Here is a 14427-nt window from a genome sequence, read left to right on the forward strand (position 1 = left end):
AGTCGGACCTAGTGCAGCGATGATCGAAGAGAGATACGCACTTTCGAAGCTCTTGTATCCCCCTGGCCGAATACTGCCTTTCTGCGGCCGAGCAGCGTGTGGCCGAGATTGAGTTCACCGCTGCGGGCGCGCCGCACCAGCGCCTGCATGTATGCATCGGGGGTCTTGCGGATTTGTCCGTTGGTCAGGTGATGCCCGGTGATCAGCGCGCACAGAAGTGCGATTTCTGTGCCCAGTGTCGCACTTGCCCGCGCTGCCGTAGCTTGACCTATCTGGCAGACGCGGGCGACCTCGTGGAGCTCGGTCAGGCCCGGTCGGGTTCCAATTTCGACCATGCCGTCGATAAAGGGGAAGAGGGCAGGGGCTTCGGCCCAAACGAAACCCGATCGATGGACGCCGTAGACATCATTCGCGTCGGCCGAGACCTGCGCGTTCTGAAAAACATCGGCTGTTTCTTGCTTCACCCTGTCGGCATCAGGTGTGGCTGGAATGTTATCAGGTTCTTGGCGACAAGCGCCCTCTGCTAAGCCGTATACGGATTCAAGAGCTTCTTCAGGGTTGTATTGATGGTGGTCATCCCGGCGCACCCTAGTGTCCCCGGAAGGTGTCAGCGACGCAACGTCGTCAACGGATATGCGCTGTGACAACCGATTAAGCAGCCGGGTCGCGACCTCGGCGAGGCGGCCGAGCACTGCGATAGCGTCCATGGATCCTTTCCGCCTCTGGTATGTGCGCCGCGCCGCAGCGATCGCATCGAGCTTCTTTCTGGCTTTGTCAGCCCAAAGGTGGCCCTGCTCGAACGGCCGCAGCAGCCGGTACGCGCTGCTTGTTGCCCTTCGAATTTCATTGGGCAGTATCAGGTTTTGCGCGGCCAGGCCCTTCTCGGTGGCGGCCAGTTGTGTGAGGTAATCCTCAAGGAGGAGCAGCGGCGCCAGTGACCATCCTGATGCGTCGGAGCGATCCTCGCTGTCTCGTGACCCAAGAAATCGCTTGCCGTTGCCGGCGAGGCAATGGGGGATGATCAGGCCGTATTCGGCAAGGCGCCTGATGTTCTTGCGCGCGGCGGTCCATCCGATCCGGCATTTGAGATGGTCGTTCGAGGCGGCAATAAGCGGGCCGCAGCGGCTGTCCCAGTCGATATTCATGGCCGCGATGTTCGCGGCGGCATCGTAAAGATCGCGCCAGACGATTCTCGGAACATCGATCGTCACGGGCGGCATCCTCGCGAAGGTCTCGATGATGTTAAGCAGTCTACGCCGACGCTGCGTGCCTGCGTTTTCGGTCCCGGTATGTCCGAACCCCCGCATCATCTTGCTGACGCGCGCTGCATGTCTAGCCCGATCTGCCGGGTCTTCCATGAAAGTGATCTTGGTCAGCTGGTCGGTCTCGAGCGTCCCCAGGTTTGGCAGACAGGCGCCGATCGCTGCTGGCCCTCCCCGGCGGCTATTCACCTCCGAGGCTGCCTGATTTTTGACAATAGTCACCCCTTCGCTCCCTCAGTCCTGAGGTGCGGCACAGACAAAGAACATTGCCCGCAAAATTTGCGAAAAATGCTTGTAAGTTGTCAGGGAGCAGGTAGCTTGCCGGTGTCTCTCGCCACGCTTTGGCGCGGCAAATTACAGCTTCCTTCGAAAGGCCCGGGCGCTGCCCGGGTTTTTCATGTCTGCGTCGCTGACCTCCCTTTCATATGCACCAGCTGGTGCTGCGATCCCTGGCAGCGTTCGGGCGCACTTCATCGCGCGCAGAAGCGCTTGTTTGCCATTCGGTCTGTTGCTAGAAAGCGAGGTGAACTTGGCGCTCTGGCAACAGGATGCGTTAAAGGGGGTCCCGTTGGCGCGGGGCCCCCTTTCAATTTCAGAGCATCATCGGTTGTCCTTCTGATGGTTCAGGCGATCTGACGCTGAGCGTTGTCGCCACAATCGCTGCGATGACCGCTTCCCTGGACGAAAGATCATCCCTTTTGAGCTCGTCGATCATCTCGATCATGGCTGCTGGCAGCCAGATTTCGAGGGGGTGCAGACCGTCCTTGCGGCGCCTGCGTCTTTGCTCCGCTTTCCGGTTCCGGGCGCCTTCCGTTGCCGGCGCACCGTTAGCGGCTAGGTGTTCGTGACCAGTCACGCGCTCCATCATGAAGCGTTGTCGTCCTTCGTGATGAACGGATCATGCGTAGGCATGTTCAAATCCGCCGCCGTTATGCCGGTTCTCGAGTGACATATGGTGTTTCGCGATGGCGGTGGATGTCTTCTTCGCGATCGTTTCGCACAGGCTTTGACGGATAGTTTCGAATTGCCCCTCGCACGCTGCCAGCTCGCTCGGAAGGCGAGCAGCGAGAGCGACCGCTACCAGGGCAGTCGTCTCGCAGCATGGGTCTTCGTATGAGCTAGCGCTGTTATAGCAGAGCAGAACGAGGCCGGCTCTGATTGGGTCAATCTCGAGGTGAACCAGGACTCTCTGGAATTCGTCGATGGTCAGGCTGCCGGCTTCGAGCCTTTCAAAAAAGCCTGCACGGCGGCTCCGTTTGAGGACTCCTTCGTCGGCCATCTTCCTGAGGCTCGTATGACGCAGCTGCATCTGTTCTTTGATCAGAGCAGCGTACATTCTGTTTACGCTATGGGCCTTTACTCCCAAGACCTCGGGCGTCCCCTTGCACATTCATGCCTCTGCCATGCCACACCATGCAATTTCATAGTGTGATCTTGCCAGCGGGAATTTTGCAAGTGGAAAATTCACCCTGCGCCACAAGCAAGGCACAGAACACAAGGGTTTCTCGTACGCCGCAATGGACTTTCGTCTTGGCGCTCAGCTCCCCTTTTAGGCGTTCGACGGCGGCATTTTCCTTCGAATTGAGCCGCACATAGATGCGGATGGGGCCGTCCACAGGGAGTTGAGCGACCAAGCCAGCTGCATGATCTTCCTTCGGCTCCTGATATCTCGCCAGGGCATAGAGAAGGACGTCTTTGAATTTTACGAAGCGGCTTCGTTCCAGGCTTAGCGAGGCGATGGCCTTTACGATCTGTTCGAAGGCCACATCGCTGACGGCGATTTCGTGCGCCACATGCGTGTCCTGCTCCATGTCCAATCACCTTCCTGTCTTTCCAGAAGGGCTGCCCCCTCATCCGCTTCCGACACGGGTTCGAATCATTTCTTTGGCGGGCGGGAAGCCCCTGGTCGGAATTCCTGACCAGGGTGGTCGGAAATCACGACCGGGGTGGTCAGGAATCTCGACCGCCCTGGTCGGGAATCCGGACCGGGGTGGTTGCATTTTCCGACCGGGCTGGCCGCGAATCGCAACCACCCTGGTTGCCTATTCCGGACCAGTCGCACGAATCGGCGACCAGTTTCGAATCTAATGTTTGAGAAAAGGTGTCCCCCGGGCGGACTTTGGCTGTGGCGGTAGACGCCAGCATCCAACCGAAAGGGAAACCTCAATGACCACACTCGATCTGAAGAATCGCAGCGGCACGCTTGCTGTTGCGATTGCGGCGCTCGCTGCCGCCAGCGTGTTCGGCGCTGATGCCGCGATGGCGGGAGCCGACACGACCTTCAACACCGCTCTCGCCCAGTTCACCGGCTTCCTTGAAGGCTCCGGTGGCCGGATCATCACTGTGCTCTCGCTCGCCGGCGGGATCGTGGCGCTGGCGTCGGGCCGCTTTTCGCTGGGTCAGGTCGCAATCCCGGTGGGCGTCGGCGTCGGCGCCGGGACCGGCATTCCGATCGTAACCGCCTCGGTTACCGGCACGGTCTGAACGCTGCGCCCTCGCTTCATGATGGCAAGGGCACCGCAGTTCACCCTTCGGGCTGCCGCTCCTTGTCCTCCCTATGGCGGAGTTGATCCTTGGACCAGTATTCGATCCCAAAACATCTCGACGATCCAGAACTGATCGGGTTCTGGACCCTCGATGAATTCCTCGTGATGGTCATACCCTTTACCTGGGGAATTCTCGCTCAGCACGTTGTCATCGGGCTTCTTTTGGCCCTTGCTGCGTGGTTCGGCTATCGCAAAGTCAAAGCTGGGCGTTCGATGCATTGGGTCCTGCATTTTGCCTATTGGCATTTGCCGGGAGAATTCTTCGGTCTGAAGGTCGCTCCGCCATCTCATCTTCGTGTGATGGCGGGCTGATATGGAAATCTCTTTTGCTCATGAGGCGTCGCAGCGGACCCTCAAGCAACGCAACCTGCTTGCGCTCATCTGTGTCGTGCTCGGCATTCTCGTGGTGGTCATGTTCACCGCGGCATCGACGCGGGACCGCGAGGTCGTGCTGCAGCCCATCCTGCCCAGCCAGATGACGCTGAGCTCTGCTGCGCTCACGCCCGAATATCTTGAGGCCGTGACGCGCGACACCGCGCAGCTGGCGCTCAACCGCTCGCCCGAAACACTCCAGTACTGGCTTGATGGCATCGTGGCCATTTCCGCTCCGGAGGCGCGCGGGGCTCTCAAGGCCAAGCTCCTGCGGATCGTGGCTGATCAGGAGGGGTCGCAGGTGACCCAGTTTGTCACGATCAACTGGATCCGCACCGATCCGGAAAACCTCACCAGCCAGGTCGGCGGCGTCCTTCATACCATCGTCGGATCCAAGGACGTGCGCCGCGAGCACAAGATCTTCGAATTTCACTGGACCTACACCGGCGTGTCGCTGCGCCTGAAGGGGTTTGGTGTCGTCGTTAAGAAGGAAGGACCGAACCAATGACCTTCTCTGTCTCGACGCTCTGCCTCGCCTCGGGCGCGCCGCTGCTTTTCCGCATCGACAGCCATCTTGTTCGAGGGCTTGGCGCTGCACTTTTCACAGTTGGTTTGGTTCTTGGCGGCTTCGTCATGGCGGCCACGCCAGCTTTTGCTGACGAAAGCATCCTCGCCGTCGATAATGGAGAGGTTCGCTGCCGGGCATCCAAGGCCGACCTGACGCGCATTTCTCTGAAGGATGACCGGTTCGTATCGGTATCCCGCGTGCAAACTGGCGTCGAGGGCCAAGACTTCTCGATCGTCCACGAACCCACCCGCGGCGATATCTACATCTCGGTCCCCGAAGCTTATTCGAAGCCGAACATCTCCTTCTTCGGGACGACGCAAAAGGGCCTTGTCTACAAGTTCGACTGCCAGATTGGCGGCGACAGCGCCGTGCAGGTTTTCGTGGCGAATGCCGATATCGAGAATCCGTCCGCCAAACCTGAGGTCCTTACAGCATCAGGTTCGTTGCAGGATCGCGCTGTCGGGCTTGTCAGGGCGATGTTCGAACAGCGCCCCGTGACCGGCTTTGAGATCCGCGACGCGGCTCGTGCCCCGGTCAATGTCGGGGACATGAAGGTCCAGCTCATCACCGAGTACCGCAGCCCGACGATGACCGGGAAGGTCCTGCGCATCGAGAATACCAGCGCCTCACCGATCGCGCTTCGCGAAGAACTCATCGCCGGGGACGGTGCAATCGCCGTCACTATTTCCAACCCCAACCTCGCAAGCGGGCAGGCGACTGCTGCTTACGTGGTCGTGCCTGCAGGAAGGTAAGCCTCATGGATTTTCTCAAGCGCAAGCCCAAGGATCTGGATGGCGCCGAGGCTGATGGCCGCGATGCGGTCGATGAAACGGGCTCGATCATCGACAATGACAAGGCACAGAAGCGCCAGAGGATGCTGTTCTTCGGGCTCGGTGGTGTCGCGGTCGTGGCTTCGACCATGTATGTCTTGCGGACTGAAACCGTGGTCGAAGAGGCAACCAAGCCTGGGCACGAGACCATGGTCTCGACCGATGCCCTGATGAACCGACAGCGCGTCGATCAGGAATGGATGGCCATCTATGAGGGTCAGGTTAACTCCCAGGATCAGCGTCTCAAGGGCGTCGAAGCGCAGGCTGGCCAGGTTGCGCAATTGCAGAGCGAGATTCAGGCATTGCGCGGTGAAAATGCCGCGATGGCGCGCGACGGGCAGCAGGTGCTCGAGGCTTATGAGCGCGAGAACCAGCAACTGCGTCAGCAGGTCACCAGGGGCAACCCCCGCCCGACTGCCCCCGGGCCGGTCGCGGCTGCCCGTGAGATGGGCGTGCCTTCGCCGGCTGCGTCAGGCGCACCTTCCGCCGCATTGCCCCGCCGCGGCAACGACGTGCAGATGGTGTCTTTCGCGCAAGCGGGCGGGACGGGCTCGCGCATTGATCCGGCCAAGGCCCCTGCGGTTTACACCGACTCCCCCAACTACCTCCCGCCCAACTCGATCGCGAATGCCACCGTGGTGGTCGGCGTTGATGCGACGACCAATACCCGCAGCCAGAGTGACCCTCTGCCAGTTCTTCTGCGTATCACGGGGCCAGCGCGCTCGGTCTATGGTGACGGCAAGCTGCTCGCGACCCGTGTGCAGGGCTGCATGGTCAATGGTGCGGCTTACGGCGATCTCTCCAGCGAGAAGGTCTATGTGAAGCTGCAGCGCATGACCTGTGCGCAGCCCGGCGGGCGCTTTGCGGTGTCCGAGGTCAAGGGCTTCATTGCCTTCGGCGGCAAAGTCGGCGTTCGCGGACGGGTTGTCAGCCGTGAAGGCTCGCTGACCACGCAAGCGTTTCTCGCAGGGCTGGTGAGCGGGGTGGGCAACGCCTTTCAGGGCGCCAACCAGATCCCCCGGATTTCCCAGGATCCCGTGCTCCCGTCAGCTTCCGATGTCGGCATTCAGGCTATTGGCGGCGGCGCGGCCAACGCCGGGAACACGCTCTCCGACTATCTGATCGAACGGGCCGAGCAATATCAGCCGGTCGTCGAGATGCCCACCGGTGCTGCGGTCGAGGTCGTGTTCCTCGACGGCACCTTCATCAGGAATTGAGGCCCGTCATGGAATTCAAATGGACCACATGGAAGGTGGCAGGGGCCGCCCTCGCGCTCACTGGCTCCCTCGCTGCAATTGCAGCAGCCGCTCATGCCGCGGCGGCAGACGACGCTGCGACGATCAAGGCAGCGCTGGTCAAACGTCTCCCCAAGACCGAGATCACCACGATCGACTGCGACAAGATCGAGGGCGTTTGCGAAGTTCAGGCACGTCAGAACCTCTTCTACATCGACCGCTCGGCGCGCTATCTCATAATTGGCCGTGTCTACGACATGGAGACCAAGCAGGATCTCACAGCTGCCCGGTTGCTCGAGATGAACCCGGACATGCTGGTTGGGGCGGGGGGCGCTGGCGAGAGTCAAGACGGCGCGGCCGAACCAACACAGGCACGTCAGGCAGGGGCGGGCGACGCGGGGCCACTGCCACGGATCGATCCTGCAGCGCTCGCAGCTCTGCCCTCGAGCGGTAGCGTCGTGATGGGCAAGGGTGGCCGGACGCTCACCGTCTTCAGCGATTTCCGGTGCGGGTACTGCAAACGCCTCCACGAAACCCTCGCGACACTCGACGTCAAGGTCGTTGAGCGACCGATTTCGGTCCTCGGCACCCGTCCAATCTCAGAGGCGGTGATCTGTGCGACCGACAAGCGCCGCGCGGTGAACGAGGCCTATGACGGAGGCGCGATCACGAGCGGTCGGCGCTGCGACACCTCGGGCCTTGATGCCAATGAGGCCTTTGCGAGGAAGCATGGGTTCACCGGCACCCCGGTCATTGTGCGCGACGATGGCGCTGTCCTTCACGGCTTCCGCCCTCGCGAATTCCTCGAAACCTGGCTGAAGGAGAAGGTGTCATGAACACCAAAGGCGCAATGGCAATCGCGGCGGTGACGTTCTCCCTTTCGGCCTGTACGACGCTCGGTACCAATGTCAGCGGCAAGTTTCGCTGTGAGGCTGCAGACGGTATCTGCGCGCCATCGCTGGTGATCGATGACAGCGCAATTGCGCGGATCGAGGAAACGACCTCGGCGGATCTTCTGAACCCCGCAGGTCCATTCCGGATGGACGACGGGATCTCCGCGCCTGTGCGGGGCCAGTCGCTCGGTTCCGAAGCACTCGTGGCGCGTTCGTCGCCGAGCTACGAGCTGTCTGTCGTGTTTCCGGGCTACACGGATGCAGCAGGCACAGCCCATGCCCGCATCGCGGTGCCAGTTAAGGCGATGCTCCCGGGCCGGGGCGATGCTCTCGAGACAATTGCGCTACGAGGTGCAAAGCCTGCGCGTGCTCAGGGGCTGTTAGCGGCCGCCGAGAGCGCACCGCAATTCATGGCGATTGCCCCCGGCATCTTGGATGACGGTCAGCCGGGTTCTGTGGGCGCTGAGACTGCCATGGCGTCCAATCTTCCAAAGACCCCAGCCCCGATCCAGCAGGCCCCAGCCCAGCAAGCGGCTTCTCAGCCTGCCAACCCGATCGCTGAGATCGAGGCGAAGGTCTCCGAGCGCCTCGCATCACAGCAGCGATTGCCGAGGCGCGAGGCCGCCTCATTCCCTGCAACGCCGGAGTAACGCGCCATGCTGCAGGCCTTCACCAACATCATCGATCTGGTAACCGGCGATGCTCGCAAGCCTGAGCAGAACGCCCGGCCTGCCAGCGTTCCAATGCTCTCACATTTCCTCGGATATCGCTCGTTCGATGAGGAGAAGCGTATCTTTCATCAGGTCCGCTCGAAGGGTTTTATCATCGAGCTCGCACCGCTTGTCGGTGCAAACGACCGGGTCAATGATGTGATCGGGTCGCTTTTCTCCGACATTCTTCTGCCCGGCACGAAGTTCTCGGTCACGAACTATTCGAGCCCGCGCGTTGCCGAGAAACTGCAGACCTGGGCGTTGCCGCGCTACAAGGCTTCGGGGGTTTTCCAGACGCTTGCCCGCCACCGCGTCGACAAGTTGCGCAATGGAGCATGGTCCACGCTTGCCAGCGATGGCCCGTTCTTTGTGCGGAGCTTTCGCGTGTTGCTGGCAGTCGGGATAAGTGATGGTTCGGGCCTTTCGACCGATGACCTCCTGACCATGCGCGAGGGGATCATTTCTGCCCTCGATTCCATCGATGTCCCGGTCAAGGAATTCGCTCCGACCGACCTCATCCGCTTCTTTGATGAGATCCTCGCCCCGTCCACTGGCGCTGGAGATGAAGTGCCGGGATACAACCGGTTCGATCCCATCAATGAGCAATGCATCAGGCGGGATCTCGTCACCCATGTCGGGCGTGACCGCCTCGTCCTTGAGGCACAGTCGTTGCGGCCAACCGGCTCATCAGTCGATGGCGTGCCCGAGTTGAAGGACTACGTGCCTGAGCGCTTCGATGTGCGCACCATGGCGGTGCGCAATTTTCCGGATCGCTGGGCACCCTGGGATAGCCAGAAGGTGATTGGGGACATTTTCAACCCCAAGCTCTCCCTGCCTTGTCCCGTCTTGCAGACGGCTTGTGGAGTGATCCCCAATCAGGAGTCTTCCGAAGCGAAGGCCGGCTACAAGTTCGTGCGCACCAGCTCGCTTGCGGAAGGCAAGGGCGTGAAGCTTGTGCCCAAGTTGCGTACCGAAGCGGCTGAGTGGCAGTTCGTGGCCGACCGGGTCAAGCAGGGCGAGAAGCTCGTGTCCTGCTACTACGCTGTCACGATCATTGCGCCGAAGGGCCGGGGCGAGCCCTGCGAGCGCACGCTGAAGGCTCTCTACAAGGCGAGCGGGTGGGATCTGATTGACGAGACCCATATCCAGCTTCCCGCCTTCATGGCACACTTTCCGCTGCTGCTGGCTGACGGGCTCGACAGCGACCTCAAGCGGATGAAGCGCATGCGCACCATGCGCTCGGCGAACCTTGCCGCGATTGCGCCGATCCAGGGCGAATACATCGGCGGTAACATCCCGCACCTGCTCTTCATAGGACGCCGGGGGCAGCCGCAATTCTGGTCACCCTTCCAGAACAGTGCCGGCAACCACAATGTCGCGATCTCGGGCAAGTCCGGCTCGGGCAAGTCGGTGCTCCTACAGGACCTCACGGCAAGTTTTGCAGGGGTGGGGGCCAAGACCATCGTGATCGATGACGGCCGCAGCTTCGAGCATATGGCCAAGGCGCTGGGCGGGACCTTCACCGAGTTCAAGCTGTCTTCGGGCATTTCGATCAACCCGTTTCGCATGATCGACGAGACCCTTGCCGAAGGGGACGACGACTATCTGGTCGACTGCCTTGCGATGCTCAAATCCATCGTATCGCAGATGGCGCGCAACGAGACCCGGCTCAATGACACCGAACGCGGGCTTATCGACCAGGCGGTCAATCTTGTGTGGGACACCCATGGGCGGCACGGCACAATCGATCACGTGATGCAGGCCCTCAAGGGCCACGAGCATCCCTTTGCCTATGATCTGGCGACCTCGCTGCTGCCGTTCGCGGCCAAGGGCACCTACGGGAAGTTCTTTCTTGGCGATGCCAACCTTGATCTGTCGGCCGATCTTACCGTGTTCGAGCTCTCGGACCTTGCGACCCGGGTGGAGCTGCGCGGCGTCGTTCTGACCTCGATCATGTTCATTGCCTCGCAGGTTATGCGCCGGATGGACCGCGCGATCCCGAAACCGCTGATCATCGATGAGGCCTGGCAGATGCTGAAGGGCGGGGCGATGGCCGACTTCGTCGAGACCTATTCGCGCACCTGCCGCAAATATGGCGGCGCACTGATCACCGCGACGCAGTCGATCCACGATTACTACAAGTCCGAAGGCTCGCGGGCGGCCCTCGAAAACTCCGACTGGTTCCTCATCCTCCAGCAGAAGGGCGAGACCATCTCGGATTTCCGCAATTCGGACCGGTTCGAGATGGACAACATGACCGAGGCTTTGCTGCGGTCGCTGAAGCGCAACGGCACCGACTATTCGGACATATTCATCCGGGGGCCAGAGACCGAATGCGTCGCTCGGCTCGTCCTCGACCGGTTCTCAGGCACGCTCTATTCATCGAGCCCGCATGTCTTCGCTCAGATCGAGGACTATGTGCATCGTGGCTACCGGATGCCCGAAGCGATCGAGGCGGTGGCTTTCCCTGAAGAACATCGAGAGCCTGAAGGACTTCCGATGAGGGAGGCTGCGGAATGAGCACGCCTTCTCGTCCTTTGGTCCGTTCCAGGGCCCGCCGCTCGGCCGCAGCGCGCCGCAAGCAGGCCGCTCAGGATCTTCTCGTTATCGCCCTTCGGCTCAGCGGTTGGCTTGCCACCAGCGCGCTTGCGACCCTCGGCATCGCCACCCTGTTCTTCCTTGTCCTTGGCGGCTTCACTCTCGATGGCCTGATGCTCCAGCTGGACAATCTCGCGTCGCGCTTCGTTGCAGCAGACGCTTCGAGACGCGGCCAGTTCGCGGCCATCAGCTTCGGCGTCATGCTCACAGGCTTTGTGCTGATCGCCTTCTTCCGCCGCGCGAGCCTGATTTCAGCCTTCTTTGTAGCCGGAGATGACCAATGACGGACCTTTTCGACCATATGGCTGCGCCTGCCACACCCGCGTCGGCAAAGGCCTCGCAGGTCAAACCTCGCGGTCGCTTTGCCGCGCTGTCGGCTCGCGAAATACTCCTGTTCGCTGGCGCGGCGATGACCTTTGTCTGGGGGGCCTGGGTCACCAAGAGTGTTGCCGCACAGGGGTCAGGGCAGCAGGAATTCGTCCAGCTTCAGCTGCAGGGCATCATCGGGGAGTATCTCCAGGCACAGGCACGCTCGAATGCCGACGAGCAGACCGCCGCACGGCAAACCGCTGTCTTCATGGCAGCGCTGGATGAGACGGTCTCCGGCCTGTCGAAGTCCGGGAAAGTCGTGCTCGTTCACGAGGCGATCGTAGGGGGCGAAGTTCCCGACGTTACGCAGAGCGTGAAGACTGCCGTTTACGCAAAGGTTCCGCGTCCCCAACCGGCGCAGGCGCAATCTTCCCAGTCGCTGGGGGCTGCTCCTCAGGGGCAGGCGGCCCGCGTTGAACAAGAGATGCAGGCCTTTATGGCTGCCAATCAGGGACGTCAGCGCGATGGCAAACCCTGATCCGCTCCTTCGTTCGGCTCAGCCCAAGGGGTTTGCTCGGCTTTTGTCGGACAGCGAGTCCCCTACGACGACAGGCAGGACCAGACGCCTTTCGACCGGCGGCAGACTCATGGCGATCGCTGCTGTCTGTCTCGTTACAGGTGCCCTCAGCGCAGCTTCGAAGTGGAGCGAGAACCACGCGCTGATGATCAACGTGACGGACTCGCTCCCGAACTGGGCGTTCGTGGTCGAAGCCAGACGTTTTCCGGTGCGCGGGGACTATGTGGTTTTCCATCCCGGTCATGATCCCATTACGGTCAAGTATTTTGGGGCGAAGCCGGCGGCTTTCACCAAGATCGCTCTTGGTCTGCCAGGCGACACGGTGACGCGCATCGGCAATGATGTGCACGTCAACGGGAAGCGCGTGGCGACCATCAAACCGATGACGAAGCGAGGCGATCCTCTTGCTGCAGGCCCGCTTGGAGTTGTGCCGGAAGGCTGCATTTTTGCAGGCACTCCGCACAAGGACGGGTTCGACAGCCGCTATGCGCATATCGGCTTTGTGTGCCGCGACCGGCTTGTCGGCACCGGGCAGCCAATCCTGTGAGGGTCGCCGTCTCCTTCCTCGTTGCTGGCGGACTTGCGGTGTCAGCGACGGCTTCGAGCGGCGGGGTGGTGTCGGGGCAAAGCGTCGACCACGGGCAGATGGGCCAGACCTGGCCCGTTGCTGAGCCCGATCTCCTGAGCGTTATCAAGGCGCGGCTCGACCATGCGGCTGCGACCGGAAAACTCGATCAGATGAATCGCCAGTTCGCCGAGAAGGTGAAGGCGAGGGTGATGCGTCCGGTCCCGGTCGCCGGGATTTCGCCTGCGGAGGAGACCCGGAGTTGGGAGTTCGATCCGTCGATCCGGATCGACAAGGACATCCGTGATCACAAGGGGAACCTGATTGCTGTGGCGGGTCAGCGCGTCAATCCGCTTACCGCCGCTGCGCTTAGCAAGAAACTTCTCTTTGTTGATGGTGACGATCCGGCAGAAGTCGCATGGGCGATGAAGCACGGCGGCGATGCGCGCGCCAAGATCATCTTCGTTGATGGCTCTCCCTTCGAGCTGATGAAGGCTCACCAGCGCCGGTTCTACTTTGATCAGGACGGCCGCCTTACCAGCTATTTCGGGATACGCCGGACCCCGGCGCTGGTCGAGCAGCGCGGCGACATCCTCATAGTCACTGAGCAAGCCATTGCGCGCAAAGGGAGGGGGCATGAACTCCTGGTGCAATCTGGTTCCGGCGCCCCTTGCTGCCCCCGAAACGCGCGCGCTCAAGGCGGCACGTTTGCGCACGATGGCGGCTCTGTTTCTGGTCGCTGCGCTCGTTCTTTCGTTCGGGGCTCTTCGGTCGCTAACCGGCATCTTTGCTCTCGCACTCTTCGCAGGCGCTACGACCTTCGCTCTGGTTCAGGGGGTCCTTTGGGTCCGGGCCAAGAATGCGGCAGATGATGCCTGGTTGATGAGGGAGAGAGACGATGCGCTCTAGGCTCCTTGCGCTCCTCCTGGGCTTTGCGTCTCTGTTCATGGCGGCATCCGTGCTGGCTCCCCCGGTTCTGGCTCAGGGTCTTCCCAGCGGGCCTGGTCGGTGCTCAGGCAGTTTCGTCAATCCGGTGACCGATGTGTGCTGGGGCTGTATGTTCCCCTTGTCGCTGGGCTCGCTCAAGATCTGGCCATCATCGCGTGCCGACACCGACAATCCGGATCTTCCGATCTGCGCCTGCGGCACGCCGGTGCCGCGCATCGGCCTTGCGATCGGGTTCTGGGAACCGGTCCGGCTGATTGATGTCTCGACCAAGCCCTGGTGCTTTCCGAACCTTGGCGGCATCAAGCTCGATCCCGGCTTTCCGATCGGTAACGGTTATGCCTCGGACGGCGCGCAGCTAGGGGGCCAGTCCCAGCGCACCGCCAAATACCACGTGCATTATTACATCTACCCGCTGCTCTACTGGCTCGAAGTGGTGACCGATTTCCTGTGTCTAGAGGCGAGCTCGTTCGACGTTGCCTATATGAGCGAGATCGATCCGCTTTGGCAGGACGACGAGCTGGCATCTCTCCTCAATCCCGAGGCCGCGCTTTTCACCTCAGTCATCGCGCAGGCCGCCTGCTCGGCCGATTGCATCTCAGCCAGCGCAAGACTGCCAATGGACGAGCTGTTCTGGTGCTCTGGTTGCCAGGGTTCGATGTATCCGATGAACGGCAATGTTGGTGCCAATATCGGCATCAAGCAGTCAGCGCGGCTCGCGGCCGAGCGCATGGTCTACAAGCTCCACCGTCAGGGTCTCGCCTGGGGCACCAGCGGATCGAAAGCGCTGTGTTCCAAGTACATCATGCCGATCCTCAAGAAGAGCCAGTACCGGATGCAGCAGGTAAATCCGACGCCCATGGTGAGCGGCCGCGAAGCCTGCTCTCCGATTGGAGCGACTACGATCTTGCCCAAATCTGGGCAGGTCTATCCTGTCAAAGGCGAGGATGTCGGCTTCCTCCTCTGGCGCAAACGCAATTGCTGCATGCTTTGAGGTCGCGCCAATGAATCGCAGAG

17 protein-coding genes are annotated in these 14427 nt (G+C 61.2%); 13 read left to right on the forward strand and 4 right to left on the reverse strand.

Translation table 11 applies throughout. From position 1 onward, the window contains the following. Window positions 1-8: 8 nt before the first annotated feature. The 4 genes from ACLBKT_RS14640 to ACLBKT_RS14655 form a co-directional block, all read right to left on the reverse strand. Entirely contained in the window at window positions 9-1484 is a 1476-nt protein-coding gene (locus tag ACLBKT_RS14640) for a hypothetical protein (protein WP_410183725.1), read from the reverse strand. A gap of 370 nt (window positions 1485-1854) precedes the next feature. Further along, window positions 1855-2130, reverse strand: coding sequence for a hypothetical protein (locus tag ACLBKT_RS14645; RefSeq protein WP_410183726.1), 276 nt, complete (start codon window positions 2128-2130; stop codon window positions 1855-1857). A 30-nt stretch (window positions 2131-2160) separates the two neighbouring features. Beyond that, window positions 2161-2598, reverse strand: a complete 438-nt coding sequence (locus ACLBKT_RS14650) for a hypothetical protein (RefSeq protein WP_156444247.1) — start codon at window positions 2596-2598, stop codon at window positions 2161-2163. A gap of 85 nt (window positions 2599-2683) precedes the next feature. Continuing rightward, window positions 2684-3073 carry a hypothetical protein gene (locus ACLBKT_RS14655; RefSeq protein ID WP_410183727.1) on the reverse strand — a complete coding sequence of 130 codons (390 nt, stop codon included), beginning with the start codon at window positions 3071-3073 and terminating at the stop codon, window positions 2684-2686. 355 nt (window positions 3074-3428) lie between these two features. Here ACLBKT_RS14655 and ACLBKT_RS14660 point away from each other — a divergent pair, with 355 nt between their 5' ends. The 13 genes from ACLBKT_RS14660 to traU all read left to right on the forward strand — a co-directional run bounded on the left by ACLBKT_RS14660 (window position 3429) and on the right by traU (window position 14404). Then, window positions 3429-3746 (forward strand): hypothetical protein, encoded by a 318-nt coding sequence (locus ACLBKT_RS14660; protein WP_066531399.1) that lies wholly within the window; start codon window positions 3429-3431, stop codon window positions 3744-3746. Window positions 3747-3835: 89 nt separating this feature from the next. Beyond that, a complete protein-coding gene (gene traL, locus ACLBKT_RS14665; protein ID WP_054136666.1) occupies window positions 3836-4120 on the forward strand; it encodes a type IV conjugative transfer system protein TraL in 285 nt (94 codons plus the stop codon). A 1-nt stretch (window position 4121) separates the two neighbouring features. Continuing rightward, complete coding sequence (locus tag ACLBKT_RS14670; protein WP_066110835.1) at window positions 4122-4688, forward strand: type IV conjugative transfer system protein TraE; 567 nt, start codon at window positions 4122-4124, stop codon at window positions 4686-4688. Continuing rightward, entirely contained in the window at window positions 4685-5500 is an 816-nt protein-coding gene (locus ACLBKT_RS14675) for a type-F conjugative transfer system secretin TraK (protein ID WP_410183728.1), read from the forward strand. The genes ACLBKT_RS14670 and ACLBKT_RS14675 overlap by 4 nt, the downstream gene beginning before the upstream one ends. A gap of 5 nt (window positions 5501-5505) precedes the next feature. Beyond that, complete coding sequence (locus ACLBKT_RS14680) at window positions 5506-6795, forward strand: TrbI/VirB10 family protein (protein ID WP_410183729.1); 1290 nt, start codon at window positions 5506-5508, stop codon at window positions 6793-6795. An 8-nt stretch (window positions 6796-6803) separates the two neighbouring features. Next, window positions 6804-7649, forward strand: coding sequence for a DsbC family protein (locus ACLBKT_RS14685; protein ID WP_410183730.1), 846 nt, complete (start codon window positions 6804-6806; stop codon window positions 7647-7649). Next, window positions 7646-8356: a hypothetical protein gene (locus ACLBKT_RS14690; protein WP_410183731.1), complete on the forward strand. Its 711-nt coding sequence runs from the start codon at window positions 7646-7648 to the stop codon at window positions 8354-8356. The genes ACLBKT_RS14685 and ACLBKT_RS14690 overlap by 4 nt, the downstream gene beginning before the upstream one ends. A 6-nt stretch (window positions 8357-8362) precedes the next feature. After that, the gene (gene traC / locus ACLBKT_RS14695) at window positions 8363-10936 is read left to right on the forward strand and encodes a type IV secretion system protein TraC (protein WP_410183732.1); all 2574 of its coding nucleotides are present in this window, start codon (window positions 8363-8365) and stop codon (window positions 10934-10936) included. Then, entirely contained in the window at window positions 10933-11298 is a 366-nt protein-coding gene (locus ACLBKT_RS14700) for a hypothetical protein (protein ID WP_162892720.1), read from the forward strand. Before traC ends, ACLBKT_RS14700 begins: the two co-directional genes overlap by 4 nt. Then, window positions 11295-11861, forward strand: coding sequence for a TrbI F-type domain-containing protein (locus tag ACLBKT_RS14705; RefSeq protein WP_410183733.1), 567 nt, complete (start codon window positions 11295-11297; stop codon window positions 11859-11861). Before ACLBKT_RS14700 ends, ACLBKT_RS14705 begins: the two co-directional genes overlap by 4 nt. 109 nt (window positions 11862-11970) lie before the next feature. After that, the gene (locus ACLBKT_RS14710) at window positions 11971-12447 is read left to right on the forward strand and encodes a S26 family signal peptidase (protein WP_410183734.1); all 477 of its coding nucleotides are present in this window, start codon (window positions 11971-11973) and stop codon (window positions 12445-12447) included. A 68-nt stretch (window positions 12448-12515) separates the two neighbouring features. Then, on the forward strand, window positions 12516-13337 hold the full coding sequence (traW, locus tag ACLBKT_RS14715) for a type-F conjugative transfer system protein TraW (protein WP_410183735.1): 822 nt from the start codon (window positions 12516-12518) through the stop codon (window positions 13335-13337). Window positions 13338-13411: 74 nt separating this feature from the next. Further along, window positions 13412-14404, forward strand: coding sequence for a conjugal transfer pilus assembly protein TraU (gene traU, locus ACLBKT_RS14720; RefSeq protein ID WP_145923718.1), 993 nt, complete (start codon window positions 13412-13414; stop codon window positions 14402-14404). Window positions 14405-14427: the final 23 nt, after the last annotated feature.

Origin of the sequence: Erythrobacter sp. W302b, assembly GCF_046452395.1 — a bacterium.
Taxonomy (GTDB): Bacteria; Pseudomonadota; Alphaproteobacteria; order Sphingomonadales; family Sphingomonadaceae; genus Erythrobacter.